Source organism: Bradyrhizobium sp. IC3123 (assembly GCF_020193625.1).
Classification (GTDB): Bacteria; Pseudomonadota; Alphaproteobacteria; order Rhizobiales; family Xanthobacteraceae; genus Bradyrhizobium; species Bradyrhizobium yuanmingense.
The window spans coordinates 70010-90713 of record NZ_JADYVF010000004.1 but is presented as its reverse complement, the minus strand read 5'-3'; the positions used below and the strand labels follow the sequence as shown (position 1 = coordinate 90713).

Annotated in this window: 15 protein-coding genes; 9 read left to right on the top strand and 6 right to left on the bottom strand. The window is 65.9% G+C overall.

Going from position 1 to position 20704, the window contains the following annotated elements:
• Positions 1–5 precede the first annotated feature (5 nt).
• The 4 genes from I6F20_RS14655 (at position 6) to I6F20_RS14640 (ending at position 7809) form a co-directional block, all read left to right on the top strand.
• The gene (locus I6F20_RS14655; protein WP_225126725.1) at positions 6–677 is read left to right on the top strand and encodes an aspartate/glutamate racemase family protein; all 672 of its coding nucleotides are present in this window, start codon (positions 6–8) and stop codon (positions 675–677) included.
• A 146-nt stretch (positions 678–823) separates the two neighbouring features.
• Entirely contained in the window at positions 824–2545 is a 1722-nt protein-coding gene (locus I6F20_RS14650) for an AMP-binding protein (RefSeq protein WP_225126724.1), read from the top strand.
• A gap of 8 nt (positions 2546–2553) precedes the next feature.
• Positions 2554–5859, top strand: coding sequence for an acetyl-CoA carboxylase family protein (locus tag I6F20_RS14645; RefSeq protein ID WP_225126723.1), 3306 nt, complete (start codon positions 2554–2556; stop codon positions 5857–5859).
• Positions 5860–5955: 96 nt separating this feature from the next.
• Positions 5956–7809 carry a sigma-54-dependent Fis family transcriptional regulator gene (locus I6F20_RS14640; RefSeq protein ID WP_225126722.1) on the top strand — a complete coding sequence of 618 codons (1854 nt, stop codon included), beginning with the start codon at positions 5956–5958 and terminating at the stop codon, positions 7807–7809.
• Positions 7810–7979: 170 nt separating this feature from the next.
• Here I6F20_RS14640 and I6F20_RS14635 read toward each other — a convergent pair whose 3' ends face one another.
• Positions 7980–8549 carry a flavin reductase family protein gene (locus I6F20_RS14635; RefSeq protein WP_193760499.1) on the bottom strand — a complete coding sequence of 190 codons (570 nt, stop codon included), beginning with the start codon at positions 8547–8549 and terminating at the stop codon, positions 7980–7982.
• Positions 8550–8664: 115 nt separating this feature from the next.
• Entirely contained in the window at positions 8665–9762 is a 1098-nt protein-coding gene (locus tag I6F20_RS14630; RefSeq protein ID WP_036009650.1) for an LLM class flavin-dependent oxidoreductase, read from the bottom strand.
• Positions 9763–9996: 234 nt separating this feature from the next.
• Here I6F20_RS14630 and I6F20_RS14625 point away from each other — a divergent pair, with 234 nt between their 5' ends.
• From I6F20_RS14625 to poxB, 3 genes are all read left to right on the top strand, one after another.
• The gene (locus I6F20_RS14625; RefSeq protein ID WP_225126721.1) at positions 9997–10911 is read left to right on the top strand and encodes a 2-dehydro-3-deoxygalactonokinase; all 915 of its coding nucleotides are present in this window, start codon (positions 9997–9999) and stop codon (positions 10909–10911) included.
• A 14-nt stretch (positions 10912–10925) separates the two neighbouring features.
• Positions 10926–11558 carry a 2-dehydro-3-deoxy-6-phosphogalactonate aldolase gene (locus tag I6F20_RS14620; RefSeq protein WP_225126720.1) on the top strand — a complete coding sequence of 211 codons (633 nt, stop codon included), beginning with the start codon at positions 10926–10928 and terminating at the stop codon, positions 11556–11558.
• A 109-nt stretch (positions 11559–11667) separates the two neighbouring features.
• Complete coding sequence (gene poxB / locus I6F20_RS14615; RefSeq protein ID WP_225126719.1) at positions 11668–13404, top strand: ubiquinone-dependent pyruvate dehydrogenase; 1737 nt, start codon at positions 11668–11670, stop codon at positions 13402–13404.
• 2 nt (positions 13405–13406) lie between these two features.
• Here the strand turns inward: poxB and I6F20_RS14610 are convergent, their stop codons facing one another.
• The gene (locus tag I6F20_RS14610; RefSeq protein WP_225126718.1) at positions 13407–13766 is read right to left on the bottom strand and encodes a hypothetical protein; all 360 of its coding nucleotides are present in this window, start codon (positions 13764–13766) and stop codon (positions 13407–13409) included.
• A 68-nt stretch (positions 13767–13834) separates the two neighbouring features.
• On the bottom strand, positions 13835–14743 hold the full coding sequence (locus I6F20_RS14605) for a PaaI family thioesterase (RefSeq protein ID WP_225126717.1): 909 nt from the start codon (positions 14741–14743) through the stop codon (positions 13835–13837).
• A gap of 136 nt (positions 14744–14879) precedes the next feature.
• On the opposite strand from I6F20_RS14605, the gene I6F20_RS14600 reads away from it, so the two are divergent.
• Positions 14880–15200, top strand: coding sequence for a hypothetical protein (locus I6F20_RS14600; RefSeq protein WP_036009675.1), 321 nt, complete (start codon positions 14880–14882; stop codon positions 15198–15200).
• Between the two features lie 220 nt (positions 15201–15420).
• On the opposite strand, the gene I6F20_RS14595 is transcribed toward I6F20_RS14600, so the two are convergent.
• Positions 15421–16893, bottom strand: coding sequence for an amidase (locus I6F20_RS14595; RefSeq protein WP_225126715.1), 1473 nt, complete (start codon positions 16891–16893; stop codon positions 15421–15423).
• Between the two features lie 116 nt (positions 16894–17009).
• On the bottom strand, positions 17010–18119 hold the full coding sequence (gene atzD, locus I6F20_RS14590; RefSeq protein ID WP_225126714.1) for a cyanuric acid amidohydrolase: 1110 nt from the start codon (positions 18117–18119) through the stop codon (positions 17010–17012).
• Positions 18120–18361: 242 nt separating this feature from the next.
• Here atzD and I6F20_RS14585 point away from each other — a divergent pair, with 242 nt between their 5' ends.
• Positions 18362–20698, top strand: a complete 2337-nt coding sequence (locus tag I6F20_RS14585) for a Tex family protein (protein WP_225126713.1) — start codon at positions 18362–18364, stop codon at positions 20696–20698.
• Positions 20699–20704 lie beyond the last annotated feature (6 nt).

Here is a 20704-nt window from a genome sequence, read left to right as displayed (position 1 = left end):
GGAGGATGGGCCAAAACTCCGATCGACGCGCGCGCATCCTCCTGATCAATCCGAACAGCAACGAGGCGACCACCACGATGATGGTGGCGATCGCAAGGTCCGCTGCCACCGATGGTTTCGACATCGTCGGCGCCACGGCAACGCGTGCGCCCACGATGATCGTCTCGGCGGACGCGCTGGAGGCGGCTGCGCTGGAGGTCGAGGAGATCGCGCGTCTCCGTGACGGCGAGTGCGACGGCGTCATCGTGTCGGCTTTCGGTGATCCTGGCCTCGCCGGAATCAAGGCGGCGATGAAGCTGCCCGCCGTCGGCATCGGCGAATCCGCGATGCTGGAAGCCGCCGGGAACGGTCGCCGGTTCGGCGTGGCGACCACGACGCCGTTGCTGAAAGCGAAGATCGATGCATTGCCTGATACGCTGGGCTTGCGCGCGAGCTACACCGGCACGCGCTTCGCCGATGGTGATCCGCAACAGCTGATGCGCGATCCGGCGCAGCTGCGCGCAGCGCTCGCCGGCGCGGTTGAGGCCTGCATTGTGCTAGACAGAGCGGAAGCGGTCATCATCGGCGGCGGGCCGCTGGGTGAAGCGGCGCGCGAGCTTCAGCCAATGTTCGCGGCGCCAATCATCGCCCCGATCCCATCTGCCGTGCGACGGATCATTCGTCTCGTCGCGGCGTAGCCCCGGTTTTTCCGCGCCGCGGCATCGGCCGTGCTGCGGAAAACTGTTTTCCTTGACATGAACTCTGCGGTGCTCGACGTGTAACGAGGTCGAGCGATGCTGCCTTGCGTCCCTCGCGAAAAGAAAAGCAACACGGGAAGGACGTCATGAACACGGGCCTCGACGAGAATGACTACCTCGCCACCTTGCGCGGCCTGTGGGACAAGGCCTGGCCGAAGGGCCTGCCGCGCTCGCCCAACTATCTGCACGGCGAAGTTCCCCTGACGGAATATCTGCGCACCTGGGCAAAGCGGAGTCCGGAGCGGCCCGCGGTGATCTTCTACGGGCATGTGACCACCTATGCCGATCTCGATCAGAAGAGCGATCGCTTTGCGGCGCTGTTGCAGGCAAAGGGCGTTCGCAAGGACGATCGCGTCGCCGTCTTCCTGCCGAACTGCCCGCAATTCCACGTCGTGTTCTTCGGTATCCTGAAGCTCGGCGCGATCCACGTTCCCATCAGCCCGCTGTCGCGCGCGTTCGAATTGTCCTACCAGGTCAACGACACCCAGGCCGAGGTGATCGTCGCGCTCGACCAGCTCATGCCTATCGTTGATCAGGTCCGCGGCGAGGTGCGCCTGCGCGAGATCATCGTCACCAGCTTCGCCGATGTCGTGCCGGCGGCGCCTGCGTTTCCCGCGCCGGACTCGATCCGCACGCCGCGCGTTGCGGTCTCCGGCGCAACTGATCTCCTGCCGGCGCTCGCGGCACTGCCCGCACCGACCCCGCTGCCGCCGCCTCACCTCGATGATGTCGCCGCGCTCAATTACACCGGCGGCACCACCGGCATGCCCAAGGGTTGCGTCCATACCCATCGCGATATGGTCTACACGGCCGCCGCCAATTACGGCATCTCGTTTCCCTCGGATGAGAGCAGCGTGTTCCTGTCGTTCTTTCCGGAGTTCTGGATTGCGGGCGAGAATTCCGGTCTGATCTTCCCGCTGTTCTCGGGCGGCACGCTGGTTCTGCTCGCGCGCTGGGACGCTGTCGGCGCGATGGCGGCGATCGACAAGTACAAGGTCACGATGACGGCGATGCCGGTCGACAGCGCGGTCGAGATGATGGACCATCCGCGCTGGAGCGAGTTCGACCTGTCGTCGCTGCAACAGGTGCGCGTGGTCTCCTTCGTCAAGAAGCTCAACGCCGGCTATCGCAGGCGCTGGAAGGATCTCACCGGCACGATCCTGATGGAGGCGGCCTGGGGCATGACCGAGACCCACACCTCCAATACTTTCACCGCTGGCTTTCAGGACGGGGATTTCGACCTCAACAGCCAGCCGATCTTCGTCGGCCTGCCGGTCCCCGGCGCCGAGTTCAAGATCACCGATTTCGAGACCGGTGCGCTGCTGCCGCTGGGAGCCGAAGGCGAGATCCGCGTGCGTACGCCGTCGCTGCTCAAGAGCTACTGGAACAAGCCCGAGGCGACGGCGGAATCGCTCGTCGACGGCTGGTTGCGCACCGGCGATATCGGAACCATCGACAAGGACGGCTTTCTGCACTTCCTCGGCCGGCGCAAGGAGATGCTGAAGGTCAAGGGCATGAGCGTGTTTCCGCCGGAGATCGAGGCGTTGCTGGGGCAGCATCCGAAGGTGCTGGGCTCGGGCGTGGTCGGCCGTGATGATCCGGACAAGGGCCAGGTGCCGGTCGCTTACATCCAGCTCAAGCCGGAAGCGATCGGCACGGTCTCAGAACAGGAACTGCGCGCCTGGTGCGCCGAGCGCATGGCCGTCTACAAGGTTCCGGAAGTCCGCCTTATCGATGCGCTGCCGCTGACGGCAACGGGCAAGGTCAGGAAGCAGGACCTCAATCCAAATCCTCCTGCCGTCCAGTGAGAGAGACGATGTCGTTCAAGAAGCTCCTGATCGCCAATCGCGGCGAGATCGCCATCCGCATCGCACGCGCGGCGGCCGATGCCGGCATTGCAACGGTCGCGATCCATCCTGCCGACGATGCGTTGTCGCTGCACGGGCGCGTTGCGGACGAGGCGATTGAGATCCCCGGCCGCGGCGCACGGGCCTATCTCGACATCGAGGCCGTGGTGATGGCGGCCAAGAGCGCAGCTTGCGATGCCGTGCATCCCGGCTATGGCTTCCTCAGCGAGAACGCGGCATTCGCGAAAGCCTGCGCCGACGCCGGAATCACCTTCGTTGGGCCGAAACCGGCTGCGCTCGAGCTGTTCGGCGACAAGGTTGCGGCACGTCAGCTGGCCAAACGCTGCGGCGTGCCGATCATTGCCGGCACCAGCGGGCCGTCGAGCCTCGAGGAGATCACGGCATTCTTTACCTCGCTCGGCAGCAATGCTGCGATCGTGATCAAGGCGATGGCGGGCGGTGGCGGCCGCGGCATGCGCGTGGTGGAGAACGCGTCCGATCTTGCGGAAGCCTATGCGCGCTGCCAGTCCGAGGCCAAGGCGGCGTTCGGCTTCGAGGGCGTCTATGCCGAACGGCTGATCCGGCAGGCGCGCCACATCGAGGTCCAGATCATCGGTGACCGCCATGGTGCGATCTCCCATCTCTGGGAACGCGAATGCACCATCCAGCGCCGGCACCAGAAGCTGATCGAGGTGGCGCCGAGCCCGTCATTGAGCGATGCCCTGCGCGGCCGCATCATCGAAGCGGCAAAGCAGCTGGCGGGCGCCGCGTCTTACGACAATCTCGGCACGTTCGAGTTTCTGGTCGACGGAACCGCCGAGGACAGCTTCGCCTTCATCGAGGCCAACCCGCGGCTCCAGGTCGAGCACACCGTGACCGAAGAGGTGCTCGGCGTCGATCTCGTCCGCGCCCAGCTCGCGGTCGCCGCAGGCAGCACATTGAGCTCGCTCGGTCTTGCGCAGGCATCGATCCCGAAGCCGCGCGGCCATGCCATGCAGCTGCGCGTCAACATGGAGACGCTGGACGTGTCAGGCGCCACCCATCCGACCGGCGGTGTGCTCGCGGTATTCGAGCCGCCGTCGGGCCCCGGCGTGCGCGTCGATAGTTTCGGCTATGCCGGCTACAAGACCAGCGCGGCCTTCGATTCGCTGCTTGCCAAGGTGATCGTGCACACGCCGAGCGAGGCCTGGCATGACGTCGTCGCGAAAGCCTCGCGTGCGCTACGCGAGTTCCGGATCGATGGCGTCGTCACCAACATCGCGTTTCTTCAGGCGGTGCTCGCACATCCCGATTTCAGGACCAACCGCATCGCGACTGATTTCATCGACCGCAACATTGCCAGGCTCGTGGAAGCATCGGATGGTGCCGCCAAGCCGCTTTACTTCGCCGCGGCCGAGCGTGGCGCCGGTCACAGCGCGGAGGTGCATGTCGCGCCAGCCGTACCCGAAGGCACGGTGATGGTCGCGGCCCCCTTGCAGGGAACCATCGTCACCATCCAGGTGAAGAAAGGCGAGATCGTCCGCCCCGGCCAGCAACTCGCCGTGATCGAGTCCATGAAGATGGAGCACCTCGTCATGGCCGAGCAGGGCGGGCGGGTGACAAAACTCGTCGCAGGTGACGGCGTCACGCTGCTGCATGGCGAGCCGATCCTCTATCTCGAGCCGCTCGACGTCGCCGCCGACAGCGCGGCGGCGGAAGCCGACATCGATCTCGACCATATCCGTCCCGATCTTGCCGAGCTGATCGCCCGCCAGGCCAACACGCTCGACGAGAACCGCCCCGCTGCGGTCGAGCGCCGCCGCAACACCAACCAGCGCACCGCGCGCGAGAACGTCGCCCAGCTCGTCGATGACGGCTCATTCATGGAGTACGGCAGTCTCGCGATCGCGGCGCAGCGCCGCCGGCGCAAGCTCGACGATCTCATCAAGAACACGCCGGCGGACGGCCTTGTCATGGGAGTCGCCACGGTCAATGCCGAGAAGTTCGGGCCAGAAGGCGCGCGCTGCATCGTCGTCGCCTATGACTACACCGTGCTCGCGGGCACGCAGGGCCACATGAACCACAAGAAGATCGATCGCATGCTGACGCTGGCGGAAGACTGGCGCGTGCCGCTGGTGTTCTATGCCGAAGGCGGCGGCGGCCGGCCCGGCGACACCGACCGGCTCGGCATGACCGGCCTCGACGGGCCGTCCTTCGTGCAGTTCGCGCGGCTCTCGGGCCTTGTGCCTGTCGTCGGCGTTGTTTCCGGCTATTGCTTCGCCGGCAACGCCGCGATGCTCGGTTGCTGCGATGTCATCATCGCCACCAAGAACGCTTCGATCGGCATGGGCGGTCCTGCCATGATCGAGGGCGGCGGCCTCGGTGTCTATCATCCGGCCGAGGTCGGCCCCGTATCATTCCAGTCCCCGAACGGCGTCATCGACATCCTGGTCGAGGACGAGGAGGAAGCGACCCGCGTCGCGCAAAAATATCTGTCCTATTTCCAGGGTGCGGTGGCGGATTGGGAGGCTGCTGACCAGCGCCTGCTCCGCCGCGCCATCCCCGAGAACCGCCTGCGCGTCTATGACATCCGCAGCGTGATCGACCTCGTCGCTGACAAGGATTCCGTGCTGGAGCTGCGCCGCGACTACGGCGTCGGCATGATCACCGCACTGATCCGAATCGAAGGCAAGCCGTTCGGCCTGATTGCCAACAATCCGCGCCATCTCGGCGGCGCAATCGATGCCGATGCCGGCGACAAGGCTGCGCGTTTCCTCCAGCTCTGCGACGCCTTCGATCTGCCTGTTGTCTCGCTGTGCGACACGCCCGGCTTCATGGTCGGCCCCGAGGCGGAGAAGACCGCGATCGTGCGCCACGTCTCACGCATGTTCGTGACCGGCGCCAGCCTCACCGTGCCGCTGTTCGGCATCGTGCTGCGCAAGGGCTATGGTCTCGGCGCACAATCGATGATCGGCGGCGGCTTCCACGCCTCGTTCTTCACCGCGGCCTGGCCGACCGGGGAGTTCGGCGGCATGGGCCTGGAGGGCTACGTCCGCCTCGGCTTCCGCAAGGAGATGGAGGCGATCGCCGATCCCGAGGAGCGCGAGACCTATTACCGCAACAAGGTCGCCGAGCTCTATGCCAACGGCAAGGCGGTCTCGATCGCCTCCGTGTTCGAGATCGACAACGTCATCGACCCGGCCGAGACGCGGCGCTGGATCATGGCGGGCTTGCGCACGGTGCCGAAGCCCGAGCCGAGGACGGCGAAGAAGCGGCCGTGCATCGACACGTGGTGAGGGCGGTGCAGCAATAGCTGCTTTCCCGGTTCCCGATTGACATCCCCGCCTTTGCTGCCAGACTTTGCACAATAATACAGGGTGGAGACGTCCGCGATGGCCAGCCTCTCGGCCTCGAACCATGTCGCCCGTGTCTTGTCCGTCGCCAATCATGTGGCCGACGTCGATGCCTCCTCGCGGATTGCGAGTTCCTGGCGGCGCTGCCTCGTGAACCACAAGCTCGATCCCGCCCGCCAGGGCCCACCCCAGACGCTCACCGAAGCCGAAATCCGCCATGTCGCCGAGCCGATGGAGGAGACGATCCGGCTCGTTACGCCCGAGCTCGACGATCTCGCCCGTGTGCTGCGCGACGCCGGCTACTGCGTCAATCTCGCCGATGTCAACGCGACCATGCTGTTCAGCCGTCTGCCGGGCGAAGCCGATGCAAGGATGTTTCTGGATTGGAAGATCTACACCGGCTCGAACTTCGCCGAGGCTTGCGAGGGCACCAATGGGCTCGGCACCGCGCTGGCCGAGCAGAAGCCGATCCTGGTGCATCGCGACGAGCATTTTCGGGCGCAATGGCACATGTTCTCCTGCGCGGTGGCGCCGCTGTTCGATCCGGCCGGCCGGCTCGCCGGTGCCGTCAACATCACCTCCTGCCGTGAGGATCTGGAGCGCGCCGCGCATCAGCTTGCACTTGCGGTGACGATGGAGGCGACGCGGCGGATGGAGGGTGCGATCTTCCGCGGGCATTTCCGCAATGCCTGGATCGCCACCGTGCCCGGTGACGGCGGCAGCGGCCTCGTCGCCTATGATGACGACCGCCGCATCGTCGGCGCCTGCCGCTCGGCGCGTGCGCTGCTCGGCCTCACCGACGGCATGATCGCCTCCGGCATCGACCTGTCGCGCTACCTCAAGTTCGACCATCACGCTGCGCGTGGCAGCGGCGAGATCGTCGAGCTGCGCCATGGCGACGGCCGTCCGTTGGGGCAGGGGCATGTTGCTCCGCCCCTGCGTGCGAGATCGCATGCGCCGCGTCGCGATGCGCAAGTCGATCGGTTTGATGCGTTGCACCGGCTCGCCGGCCGCGACCCCGGCCTGATCCGAAGCGTCAAACGGCTGCGGAGCATCGGCGACCACAATCTGCCGGTGCTGCTGCATGGCGAGACCGGCGTCGGCAAGGACGTGTTCGCGCGGGCCATTCACGGTGCGAGCAACCGCGCGCGCAACAATTATGTCGCGCTCAATTGCGCGGCGATGCCGGAAAGCCTGATCGACGCCGAGCTGTTCGGCTACGAGGCGGGCGCCTTCACCGGCGCGCGGCGCGAGGGCTCGAAGGGCCTGATCGTGCAGGCCGACGGCGGCACGCTGTTCCTCGACGAGATCGGCGACATGCCGATCGGCTTGCAGACGCGCCTGTTGCGCGTTCTGGAAAACCGCGAGGTCTGGCCGCTCGGCGCGCTAAAGCCCGTCACCGTCGATATTCGCCTGATCAGCGCCACGCATCGCGATCTCGGCCGCATGGCGGAAGCGGGGGCCTTCCGCGCCGACCTCTATTTTCGCCTGCGCGGCATCGAAGTGCGCCTGCCCGCCTTGCGCGAGCGCGCCGACCGCGACGACATCATCCGCCAGATCGCGCGCGAGGAGGCGCCGAGCTGCCGGCTCTCGGAGGAGGCATGGTCGCAGCTCGCGGCCTACCCGTTTCCCGGCAACATGCGCCAGCTCCGCCACGTGCTGCGGCTCGCCGGCTGCACGGCAGAAGATGGCGTCATCACCGATGCCGATCTCGATCTGCCGCCGTTTGGCGGACGGACGGAACCTGATCTCGAAGCAGCCGAGCGTGCGACGATTGTCGCGGCGCTACGTAAGCATGATGGCCGCGTGACGGAAGCCGCACGTACACTGAAGCTCAGCCGCGCGACGCTCTATCGCAAGATCAAGCAGCTGAAGATCGAGACGACGCAGTAGCTCTTTCTTCCCCTCTCCCCTTGTGGGAGAGGGTGGCTCGCCGCGCCGCGGCGAGACGGGTGAGGGGTCTCTCTCCGCGGATGACTCTGGTGAGTTTGCAGAGAGATACCCCTCATCCTGCGCTTCGCGCCACCTTCTCCCACAAGGGGAGAAGAAAGCGAGCACTCGTCCTACGAAAAATCCGTCCAGCTCAGATGCCGTGCGTCGAGATCGCCGATCGTCACGTTCTCGCGGAGTTCTCGTGGCGTGTGGAAATTGCTGCGCAAGTACACCAGCGGCGTGACGGCAGCGGAATGCGAGGCGCTGCGGACCTCGCCGACGAAGATCGAATGCGTCGTTGTCTCGAACTCCTGCGCCAGCACGCAGTCGAACGCGGCCACCGCGTCCGCCAGCACCGGTGCGCCGGTCACGCCACGCGTCCATTGCCCGAAGGCGAAGCGATCGTCGCCGTCGACGCCCTTCTGGCCGCTGAAGGTGAGGGCGAGCAGCGCGTGATCCTCATGCAAGAAGTTGATGGCGAAAGCACCTTCCTCCCGGATGCGGGCATGGGCGCTGGCGTTGCGGTTGACGCAGACGATCAGCGAGGGCGGCTTGTCCGACAACGAGCAGGCCGAGGTCACCGTCAGCCCCGTGCGCCTGCCGTGCTCGGCGCCCACCGTCACCAGCGCCACGGCGCCGGCGCATTGTCGCATCGCCTGTTTGAAATGATTGGCGTCGAAAGAATTGCCGTCCACCGTCACGCGGAAATCTCCGACAATAGAAGCGGGTGCGGCACGATCGCGCCGCACCCGGCGCCAAGAGTCTAGTATGATCTCTTCGGAAAACCGCTATGCACTTTTCCGGATCATGCTTGCGTCAAGCCGCCTTCTTCGCGGAGCCGAGATGCCCAAGGCGCGGCATCACCTCGTTCTTCAGCAGCGAGAGCGAGTGGTGCCAGGCCTCGGCCTTATGCTTGTAGTCGAAGCCGAACACGAGCAGCACGCCGAAGCCGCCGACCTCGTCGTAGATCTTCTCGATCTTCTCGGCGACGGTCGCGGGCGAGCCGACGATCCAGTTCCGCTTCGCGCAATATTCGACCGTGACGTCGCTGTCTGGCACATCGGGCGCGTGCTTCAGATAGTCCTTGAAGCCGAAATGCCCGAGCAACGGCAGGAAGTACTCGCTCATCATTCGGCCCATCATGTCGCCGGTCGAGAGTTTCCAGGCCTCTTCGTCGGTGTCGGCGACGAATACCTCGCGCACTAGGCGCCAGTCCTGGCGGTTCGGCTTGCGGCCGGTCTTGGCGGCCCCGATCTCGACCGAGTCCCAATGGCTCGAGACATAGGCCGGGTTGAGGTTGAGGCTCATCGGGATGAAGCCGCGCTCGCCGGCGAGCTTGAGCGTGTCCGAGTTCTTGGAAAGGCCCGCAACGCCGATCGGCGGATGCGGCGCCTGCAGCGGCTTGATATGGGGCTTGAGGAAGTCGAACATCGTGTCCGGCTTGGTCACCGTCCAGTACTTCCCCTTGTGGGTGAAGGGCGCCGGCTCGGTCCACAGCTTCAGGATGATCTCCAGCGCCTCGCGCGTCATGTCGCGGTTCTGCCCGCTCATGCCGTCGACGTTGAACATCGCCCAGTCGCTCGGCAGCCCGCTCGCCGCCACGCCGAAATTGAGCCGGCCTTCGGAGAGATGGTCGAGCATGGCGACGCGGTTGGCGAGCTCGGCCGGGTGATGATAGGGCAGCAGGAAGCCGCCCGGCCCGATGCGCAGGCGCTTGGTCTGCATCAAGGCCTGCGCGATCAGGAGGTCCGGCGTGGGATTGGGTTCCCAGGGCGCGGTGTGGTGCTCGCCGACCCAGGCCTCCTGATAGCCGAGCTCGTCGAGCCAGCGCATGACCTGCAGGTCCCAGTCGTTGCCTTCCTTGAGGCCGCACTCCGGCGGATGCGAAGGCATCGTGAAATAGCCGATCTCCATGGGTTTCCTCATCTGATGTTGACGCGTCTTGTCGCGCGTTGACGGAGTTGAGTGATGAACCTTGTCGAGTGATGAACCTTGAGCAAGCGGTGTGCCAGCGCGGCGGAGCCTCAAAATTAAGAGAAAGGGCTGGTTTGCCCGCGCAATAACCGATATCTCGACGGGAGCCTGCTGGACATCGTCTCATGTGTCGCGAGACGGCGTCTTGGCCATGAGACGAGGACGAGACCTGACATGACCGAACCCGCCTATGTCGCGGTGGATTGGGGCACCAGCAGCTTCCGGCTCTGGCTAGTCGATCCCGCCGGTCAGGTGCTGGCCGAGCGCCGCAGCGGTGAGGGCATGCTGGCGGCGGCTAGGACCGGTTTTCCTGCCGTGCTGCAAGCGCATCTGGCCGCGGTCGAAGCGCCCGCGCATCTGCCGGTTCTGGTCTGCGGCATGGCCGGTGCCAAGACCGGCTGGGTCGAGGCCGGCTACGTCAACACGCCGGCAAAGCTCTCAGCCGTCCTGAAACAGGCCGTGCGCGTGCCGGGCGAGACGCGCGACATTCGCATCCTGCCGGGCATCGCCCAGCGCGATGCCAAGGCGCCGGACGTCATGCGCGGCGAGGAGACGCAATTGCTCGGCGCGCTCGGCCTCGATGCCGCGGGCGAGGCGCTGGTCTGCATGCCCGGCACGCATTCGAAATGGGTGCGGGTGAAAGACGGCACGGTCGAGCGCTTCTCCACCTTCATGACCGGCGAGCTGTTCAGCGCCGTCTCGCGCGAGACGATCCTGTCGCTCGCGGTCGCCGGCGCTGATGACGCCGAAGATTTCGCGAGCTTCAAGGCAGCCGTAAAGGCCGCATTCGACGCTCCGGCCTTCGCCGCCAACCTGCTGTTCACTGCACGGTCGCGACAGCTCTTGTTCGGCGGCACGCCGGCAGCGGCACGTGAGACGCTGTCGGGCACGTTGATCGGTGTGGAGCTCGCGGCAGGGCTCTCCGGCACCGTGCCGCAAGCGGGCGTCCAGCTGATTGCCGCGGGGCGGCTTGCGGTGCTGTATCGGCTGGCATTCGAGGCGCTCTCGGTGACCGCAAAGCCGGTCGATGCGGATGAAGCCGTCCGCCGCGGCCTGTCGATGGCGGCAGCCGCGATCTGGACGAAGTAGAAGGACTGCGAGAGATGAGCGTTTCCTTTCCGCCGATGCAGCGGCCGCTGGTCGCGATCCTGCGCGGCATCAAGCCTGAGGAGACCGAAGCGATCGTCGGCGTCTTGGTCGAGGCCGGCATGACCGCGATCGAGATCCCCCTGAATTCACCCGATCCGTTCCGCTCGATCGCGCTTGCCGTGAAGCTCGCGCCATCAGACGTGTTGATCGGCGCCGGCACGGTGCTGACGACGGCAGACGTCGATCGTCTCAACGATGTCGGCGGCAGGCTGATGGTCTCGCCCAATGTCGACACCGAAGTGCTGGCGCGCGCGCATCAGCATCGCATGGTGACCATGCCCGGCGTGTTCTCGCCGACCGAGGCGCTGCTGGCGGCGCGCGCGGGCGCGTCGAGCCTGAAATTCTTTCCGGCGAGCGTGCTCGGCGCTGCCGGCATCGCCGCGATCCGTGCCGTGCTGCCGGCAGGCGTGATGATCGCCGCCGTTGGCGGCGTCTCCGACCAGAATTTTGCCGAGTACATTAAGGGCGGGGTGACCGCCTTCGGGCTCGGCTCCAGCCTCTACAAGCCCGGCATGAGTGCAGCAGATGTCGCGGTTCGCGCAGAGGTGACGATTGCCGCTTACGATCGGGCAATTCAGAAAGAGTGAGCCGACAATAAACTAGCCGTGATCCTGACATGGTCTATTCTGCCATAGGGTGGCGCGATGCCGACATGCGCGTATCGTGTTATGCGACTGGCTGAATCAGGAGACCGACATGGCGATCAACAACGTAGCCGATCTGTTCGTGGCAACGCTCGAACAGGCCGGCGTCAAGCGCATCTACGGCATCGTCGGCGACAGCCTGAACGCGCTCACTGAGGCGCTGCGCCGCCGCGGCACGCTCGAATGGATTCATGTCCGCCACGAGGAGGTCGCGGCCTTCGCTGCGGCCGGCGAAGCCGAGATGACCGGGAGCCTCGCGGTCTGCGCGGGCTCCTGCGGCCCCGGCAATCTGCATCTGATCAACGGCCTGTTCGACGCGCATCGCAGCCGCGTTCCCGTGCTGGCGATCGCGGCGCAGATCCCGACCGCTGAGATCGGCGGCGGCTATTTCCAGGAGACGCATCCGCAAAACCTGTTCCGCGAATGCAGCCATTATTGCGAGCTGGTGTCGGACCCGAGCCAGCTGCCTTACGTGCTGGAGAATGCGATTCGCGCGGCGGTGGGCTTGCGCGGCGTCGCCGTCGTCGCCATGCCCGGCGATGTCGCCTTCCGCAGTCCTCCGAAGCGCGCGCTGTCGACGACGCGCGGCCTTGCGCTGGCTCCGCCGAAGGTCGTGCCGCAGCCGGACGAGCTGAAGGCGCTCGCCGATCTTCTCAACGGCGCCGAGCGCATCACGCTGTTCTGCGGCCGCGGCTGCGCCGGCGCACACGCGCCCTTGATGCAGCTTGCCGAAGCGCTGAAGAGCCCGATCGTGCACGCGCTCGGCGGCAAGGAGCATGTCGAATACGACAATCCCTATGACGTCGGCATGACCGGCTTCATCGGCTTCTCCTCAGGCTATGCCGCGATGCACGCCTGCGACGCGCTGGTGATGCTCGGCACCGACTTTCCCTACAAGCAGTTCTTCCCTGATGATGCGAAGATCGCGCAGATCGATATCCGCCCGGAGAATCTGGGACGGCGGTGCAGGATTGATCTCGGCCTCGTCGGCGACGTCAAGCTCACCATCGAGGCGCTGCTGCCGCTGCTCAAGACGAAGACGCAGCGCAAGCATCTCGACGACGCCGTCGCGCACTACAAGAGAGCCCGCGAGGGCCTCGATTCGCTTGCCAAGGGCACGCCGGGCAGCAAGCCCATTCACCCGCAATATCTCGCCAAGGTCATCAGCGACCATGCCTCCGACGATGCCGTCTTCACCGCCGATGTCGGCACGCCGACGGTGTGGGCGGCGCGCTATCTCGACATGAACGGCCGCCGCCGGCTGATCGGGTCCTTCGTTCACGGCTCGATGGCCAATGCCATGCCGCAAGCGATCGGCGCGCAGGCTGCACAGCCCGGGCGCCAGGTCATCTCGCTCTCTGGCGACGGCGGCTTCACCATGCTGATGGGCGACCTGATCACGCTGACGCAAGAGAAGCTGCCGGTGAAGGTGGTCGTCTTCAACAACGGCGTGCTCGGCTTCGTCGCGCTGGAGATGAAGGCGGCGGGCTTCGTCGACACCAATGTCGACCTGGAGAACCCGGATTTCGCCGCGATGGCGCGCGCGATGGGCATCTTCGCCAAGCGCGTCGAGGATCCCGGCGAGCTTCCGGGCGCCATGAAGGAGATGCTGGCGCATAATGGGCCGGCGCTGCTCGACGTCGTCACCGCCAAGCAGGAGCTGTCGATGCCGCCGACCATCACGGCCGAGCAGATCAAGGGCTTCAGCCTCTGGGTGCTGCGCGCGGTGATGAACGGACGTGGCGACGAGGTGCTGGACCTCGCGAAGACGAATCTCTTGCCGCGGTGATATCAGCCGGCGCGGTGGTTCACCTCTCCCCGCCGAGGAGAGGTGAAAGTCTGCCAGTGCAGCACGACGCCGATTAGCAGCGCCGGCAGAAAGCCGAGCGCGATCAGGAAATGCGGCAGCTGCTTCGGCGAGATGAAGGCGATGGCGATATCGGAGATCAGCCACAGCGCTGCGAACATCACCGCAAAATCGGTTCGCGGGCAGCGCAGGTAATAGAACACGGCGGTGATGACCATGGCCGGGCCGATCGCGATGCCGATCATGATCGCGGTCAGCTCCTTCGGCGTCAGCGCGTCGAGCACCATCGAGGCCAGCAGCCAGAGTGCGGCGAACATGGCAACGATGTCGAGCGGTTTCCGCAATCCAATTCCTCTGGCGAAAGGCGCGCAATCGTTGGGGCCGGGATTGCGGCCGTCAAGTCAAAATGGGCTTATTCCTCGTCACTTCCAGGCGTCGGACGCAGCATGAAGTGACCGAAAGCGGTGGCGATCGGCCTTGTCGCATCGTCCTGCCAGGCCCGCGCCTCGAAGGCGACGATACGTCGGCCCTGCTTCACGATCGAGACGTCGGCAAACGTGTCGAGCGCGCGTCCGGAGCGCAAGTAGTTGACGGTGAGGCCGATCGGCTTGGGCGGTGCGCTAGCGCCGAGCTCCCGCGCCACGCCGATGATGGCGGTGGTCTCGAGGAAGGCGCCCGTCATGCCGCCATGGATCGCCGGCAGGATCGGATTGCCGATGATCTGCGGCGAGAACGGCATCGTCAGCGTGCCGTCATCGTTGACGCGGATGCCGAGCGCGCGCGCGAACGGGCTGCGCGCAAAGGGCCCGTCCGGATCCTCCGGCGCCTCCAGCGTCGGGATGCTGCGCGCATCCATCCGGCGGTCGGCGAGCATGTTGGTGCGGTTGGCGCCGATCATGAAGCAGGCGGTCGCGGTCGCGACCGGATCGTCCTCGGACTCCTGATAGGCGGTGGAGCGCACGAAGGCGATCGAGCGCGTGGTGCGGTAGCAGACCGAATGCGCTTTGATGTCGAGGCCGGGCGTTGCCGGCTTCTGGTAGTCGATGCGCAGATCCAGGGTCGCGATCGCGCGGGTGCCGTCGAGCGCAAGTTGCACCGCCATGCCGCAGCTCTCGTCCAGCATCGCGGTGACGACGCCGCCATGCAGCACGCCGGTCGCGGTGTCGCCGACGAAGACCGGTCGATAGGGCAGGCTGGACCAAGCCTCGCCAGGTGCGAACCGGTCGAGCTGGAGCCCGCTGATATGGCCGTAATCGGAGCGGCGGCCCTTGATGGCCTCGGCGAGTTCCTCGAAGGCAAGCGTGGTCGGCGTGGTGCTCATGGGGACCTTCTAGACCAGTGTCGGGCCTCGCGCAAAATCCCGAATGAGCCCCGCATGGGACGGTTTGGTCTCGACAGGGCGCGCCGAAGCGTCGATGGTGGGCGCTTCGTTCGTCGATGAACTGCAAGGAGCGCCCATGGCCGACCCCGAAACGCCCTCGACCGCCCAGGGGCCCGTCACCATTTCCACCTCCAGCGCCGAGCGGGCGCCGATCATCTATTTCGACGGCGCATCCTGCTTCGGTCACCACAACGGCGCGATCCAGATCGAGCTTGCCGCAAACCTGTTGATGCCGGTCGGCGCTGCCGTCAGGGTCGACGTGGTCCAGACCGCGCATCTGCGTTGCAGTGTCGCCGCAGCACTGGCACTGCGCGAAGCCCTCGAAAAGGCGCTCGCGATGTATCAGCAGGGTCAGAAGCAGCCGGTGGCGGAGGAGATACCGGCGGTCAAGAACTGAGGCTGTTGCGATCGCGTATCGATGCGATCGCACACTTGCTAAAGCGAGATCCATGCCACGGGCTCGCTGCAACCTCTCCCGCTTGCGGGAGAGGTCGCGCCGAAGGCGCGGGTGAGGGCTGGATTGTCCCATCGCGGAAACACCCTCTCCCCAGCCCTCTCCCGCAAGCGGGAGAGGGAGTGCACCTCCGCCGTAGCGATCGAACTGATCTCATCACGCTCTAGTAGCCTACATGCACCTTCGGTTTCTTGCCGCCGTTCCACTTGCCGTCGAGCGCGCGCTCGATCTGGGCGGCGAGCTGCAGCAATAGGCCGTCATTGGCCTGCTTGGCGATCGCCTGGATGCCGAGCGGCAGGCCGTGGTCCTGGCTTGCCATCGGCATCGAAATCGCCGGCATGCCGCAGAGATTGGCGAGCGGCGTGAAGGCGAAGAAGCGCCACAGATTGTCGAACCAGTCGCGCACATCAGGATTGTCCGAGATGGTGAGATATTCCCTGGTGCCGACCTTCGGCGTCGGCAGCGCCGTGATCGGCGTCAGGATCACGTCCCATTGCTCGAAGAAGCTGCCGAAGCCGCGCGAGGTCGTGTTGAACACGGCCTGCATCTTCGCCCGCTCGGCAAAGCTGGTGTGGCGCCCGGCTTCCCAGATGCGGATGTTCATCGGCTCGATCAGATCCTCCGGCGGCTTTTCCAGTCCGCGCGCAGCGAGCATGTTGGAGATCACCACCGCGAAGTTCGAGATGTAGCAGGTGGTCTGCGCCTCGAAGGCGGCCGGGAGGTCGATCTCCGGCAGCGCATAGTCGACGTGATGGCCGAGGCCTTCGAGGAAGCGTCCGGCCTTCTCCAGCTCGGCAGCGAGCTCGGGCGTCGCGGTGTAATTGCCCCATGTGTGCGACAGCGCGATGCGAAGCTTGCCGGGATCGCGCTTGATCATCTCGCAATAAGGCTGCGCCGTGGTCCAGAACGGCATGAACTCGCCGGGCGCAGGCCCGCGCGCATGATCGACGAAGGCGGCAGTGTCGCGCACCGAGCGCGACTGGCAGCCCTGGATCGAGACGAGGCCGGTCAGGTCCGACATGTGCGGCGCGAGCGAGAACACGCCGCGCGAGACCTTCAGGCCGATATTGCCGTTGACGCCGGCGGGAATGCGGATCGAGCCGCCGCCGTCGGTCGCATGCGCGATCGGCACCACGCCCGCGGCCACCATCGCCGCGCTGCCTGCCGATGAGCCGCAGGTGGTGTAGTCCGTATTCCAGGGATTGCGCGTGACGTAGACGGCAGGATTGTCGGCCGACGAGCACACGCCGAATTCTGGCGTCGTGGTGCGACCGATCAGGTTGAGCCCCGCCTGACGGAATTTGCCGGTGAGGAACGTATCGGCGCTCGCGCGATTGCCGCGCATCAGCAGCGATCCCATCTCCTGCAGCCGGCCCTTCATGGTCGGTCCGAGGTCCTTCATCAGGAAGGGCAGGCCGGCGAACGGACCTGCGAGATTGGCGCCGTCCTTGGCGGGATCGGCGATCACGTCCTCGAACAGCTCGACCACGCCGGACAGCGCTGGATTGACCTTGGCAACGCCCGCGGCGGCCTGGCGCGCCAGCTCCTTCGCCGTCAGCTCGCCCTTGCGAACGCGCCCCGCCAGCGCGACGCCATCGTGCTGTGCCCATTCATTCCAGCTCATCGGCAAAGTCATGAAGTCAAATCCCCTTAAGGCCGCGGCGTCACCTTTTTCGCAACGGCCCGCGTGAATCAACCGAGGCGCCACGAGGGGCAGGGTTGCGCCCGGCGGAGAGGTCGGGCTGCCGGCTATCAATCCGACAGTCGTGCGATCGCTGCAACCGGGCCGCCGCCGGCCGGCCCCTGATGCTCGGCGCCGCCGGACACGTAGATTGCACCGGTGCCGGCAAGGCCCGCGATCAGGCCGCCGACCGCTGCGCGGGCGTGGCGTGTCGCGCTGATGTCGGTGTCTTCAAGCATGGTGTGGCGGAAGCCGCGCACGGTGCCGTCCGGCGAGGCCTCCGCCTTGGCGAAGATGTTGATGAGCGCGCGGCCGGCGGTGGTTTGCGGCGCCGCGCCGAGCCCGACGCTGTTCAACGCCGATACCACCGCCGCGGCGTCGATCGCATCCTCCATCACGGCATGGCCGATCTCGAACTCACTCGCTGAAGATGCCGAGTTGCCGAGCACGATGACGACGTTATGCATCAGCTCGATCCCCGACGAGGTCGAGGCCACCTTGGAGAACAGATCATAGCGCCGCAGCACGTCCTCGTCGCCGACGTTGGAACTGATCTCGCCGAGCGCGACCGCAACGCCCAACGCGGACGCACCGCGCGAATAGGCCATCGAGCCGTAAGCGTTTGTCGTCGCCGTCTTGTTGCCTCGCGCGTTTGCCGCGGCAACGCGCTCGCTGGTCAGCAGCGGGCACTTGATCTGCACGAAATGGACGTCCGCGGGATCGTTGATGCCGGCATCCGCCATCGCGGTTTGCACGGCCTTGGCCGTCTCGGTGATCTGCGCGGAGCGGCCGAGCTCCTCGGGCAGCAAGTCCCGCGTGTGCGCCATGCCGATGCCGAGGCGTTTGCCGGAGAGGCCTGCCGGGCGCTCGGCCTCGCTGCGCGTGAACACCGTGATGTGCGGGCTCAGCACGCCCTCGGTGCCGCCGGACATCACGAAGGCGATACGCTGCTCGACTGCCTCCGCCGACAGGCCAAGCTTGGGTGCCAGCGCCGTACATAGCGCGGCCACCGCGTATTCCCGGGTAAAATCGTTGACGCCGCCGTTACCCTCGGTCTTGCCGAGAACGGCGAGGATCGAGGTGGTATCGATCGCGCCTGAAACGATCAAGTCCATCAGGCCGGAGACGTCGCCGGGTCCCGTGGTGGCGATCCTGAAGACGCCGACCGATGTGGTACGCATGATTGGTCCTCGTGCGGAGAGTTCATTGGCCCGGCGGGAACAAGCAGGCGCGGAACGCGGGGCCGATGTCAAGTCGCCGCGCCCCCACGAATGTGGCGAGATCGCATCGGTCGGGCAAAAAATCCTCTGTCGACGGTTGCGCACCGCACCTTGATGAATCAACCTTGGTTGGTCCATAAGCGGCGTCCCGCGGCCGGTGGTTCGCCCCTGCGCCCGCGTGCTTGGATTAGAGGGAATCTCGCGTGGCCAACATCAACCAGAAAATTGCGCAGGAGCTTGGGGTTCGCGCCGAGCAGGTCGAGGCGGCGGTGACGCTGCTCGACGGCGGCGCCACGGTTCCCTTCATCGCCCGCTACCGCAAGGAAGCGACCGGTGCGCTCGACGACGCGCAATTGCGCACTCTGGAGGAGCGCCTGGTTTACCTGCGCGAGCTCGAGGACCGCCGCAAGGCCATCCTCGAATCGGTTCGCGAGCAGGGCAAGCTCGACGCCGCGCTGGAAGCCACCATCATGGCCGCTGACAGCAAGGCCCGCCTGGAGGACATCTATCTGCCGTTCAAGCCGAAGCGCCGCACCAAGGCGGAGATCGCCAAGGAAGCCGGCCTCGAGCCGCTCGCCAATCAGCTTATGGCTGAGCCCGGCAATGATCCGAAGGTGGTCGCCGAAGGCTTCATCAACGCCGAGAAGGGCGTCGCTGACGCCGCTGCCGCGCTCGACGGCGCCCGCGCCATCCTGGTCGAGCGCTTCGACGAGGACGCCGATCTGATCGGCGCCCTGCGCGAGGAGATGTGGACCAATGCGCGCATGGCCTCCAAGGTGCGCGACGGCAAGAAGACCGAGGGCGAGAAGTTCGCCGACTATTTCGATTTCTCCGAGCCGCTGACAAAACTGCCCTCGCACCGCATCCTCGCGATGTTCCGCGGCGAGAAAGAAGAAATTCTCGACCTGCAAATTCAGCCCGAGGCCGAGGCGCCGCCGCCGGGCGTGCCGAGCGCCTATGAATTGAAGATCATGAAGCGGTTCGGCATTGCCGATCTCAAGCGTCCCGGCGACCGCTGGCTGATCGATACCGTGCGCTGGGCCTGGCGCACCAAGATCCAGGTGCATCTCAATATCGATCTGCGCATGCGGCTGTGGAATTCGGCCGAGACCGAGGCCGTGCGCGTGTTCGCCTCGAACCTGCGCGACCTCCTGCTGGCCGCGCCCGCCGGCACCCGCGTCACCATGGGGCTCGATCCCGGCTACCGCACCGGCGTGAAGATCGCCGTCGTCGATGCCACCGGCAAGGTGGTCGACACCACCGCGATCTATCCGCACGAGCCGCAGCGGCAATGGAACGAGTCGCTGGCGACGCTCGGCCGGCTCGCAATCAAGCACCGCGTCGAGCTGATCGCGATCGGCAACGGCACCGCCTCGCGTGAGACCGACAAGCTCGCCACCGAGCTGGTCAAGGGTCTGCCTGAGCTGAAGATGAACAAGATCGTGGTGTCGGAAGCCGGCGCGTCCGTCTATTCGGCCTCGGCCTTCGCCTCGGAGGAGCTGCCCGGCCTCGACGTCACCCTGCGCGGCGCGGTGTCGATCGCGCGGCGCCTGCAGGACCCGCTCGCCGAGCTGGTCAAGATCGAGCCGAAGGCGATCGGCGTCGGCCAGTATCAGCACGACCTCGGCCAGGCCAAGCTCGCCAAATCGCTCGATGCCGTGGTCGAGGATTGCGTGAACGCGGTCGGCGTCGACGTCAACACCGCCTCCGCGCCGCTGCTGGCGCGCGTCTCGGGCGTCGGCTCCGGCCTCGCCCAGAGCATCGTGGCGCATCGCGACGCCAATGGTCCGTTCAAGTCGCGCAAGGCGCTCAAGGACGTGCCGCGGCTCGGGCCGAAGGCGTTCGAGCAGTGCGCGGGCTTCTTGCGCATCCTCGGCGGCGAGGATCCGCTTGATGCCTCCGGCGTGCATCCAGAAGCCTATCCCGTGGTGCGCCGGATTCTCGAAGCGACCAGGAGCGACATCAAGGCGCTGATCGGCAACAGCGACGTCGTGCGCACGCTGAAGCCGAAGGATTTCGTCGACGAGACCTTCGGTCTGCCGACCGTCACCGACATCCTTCGCGAGTTGGAAAAGCCCGGTCGCGACCCGCGCCCTGCGTTCAAGGCGGCGGTGTTCAAGGAAGGCGTCGAGGAGATCAAGGATCTCAAGAAGGGCATGATCCTCGAGGGCACCGTGACAAACGTCGCCGCCTTCGGCGCCTTCGTCGACATCGGCGTGCACCAGGATGGCCTCGTGCACATCTCGGCGATGTCGAAGACCTACATCAAGGACCCGCGCGAGGTGGTGAAGCCCGGCGACATCGTCAAGGTGAAGGTGCTGGACTTCGAGGTGGCCCGCAAGCGCATCTCGCTGACGCTACGCCTCGACGACGAGGTCGGGCCTAAGAAGGACGCCCCCGGCATGCAGCGCGACAACAATCAGCGCAACGCAAGCCGCATGACGTCGTCCGCGCCGCGCAAGCAGGAATCTTCGGGCGGCGGCGCGCTCGCCGAAGCGCTGCGCCGCGCGGCGGAGAAGAACAACGGCAAGCGGGTGTAGCGGCTG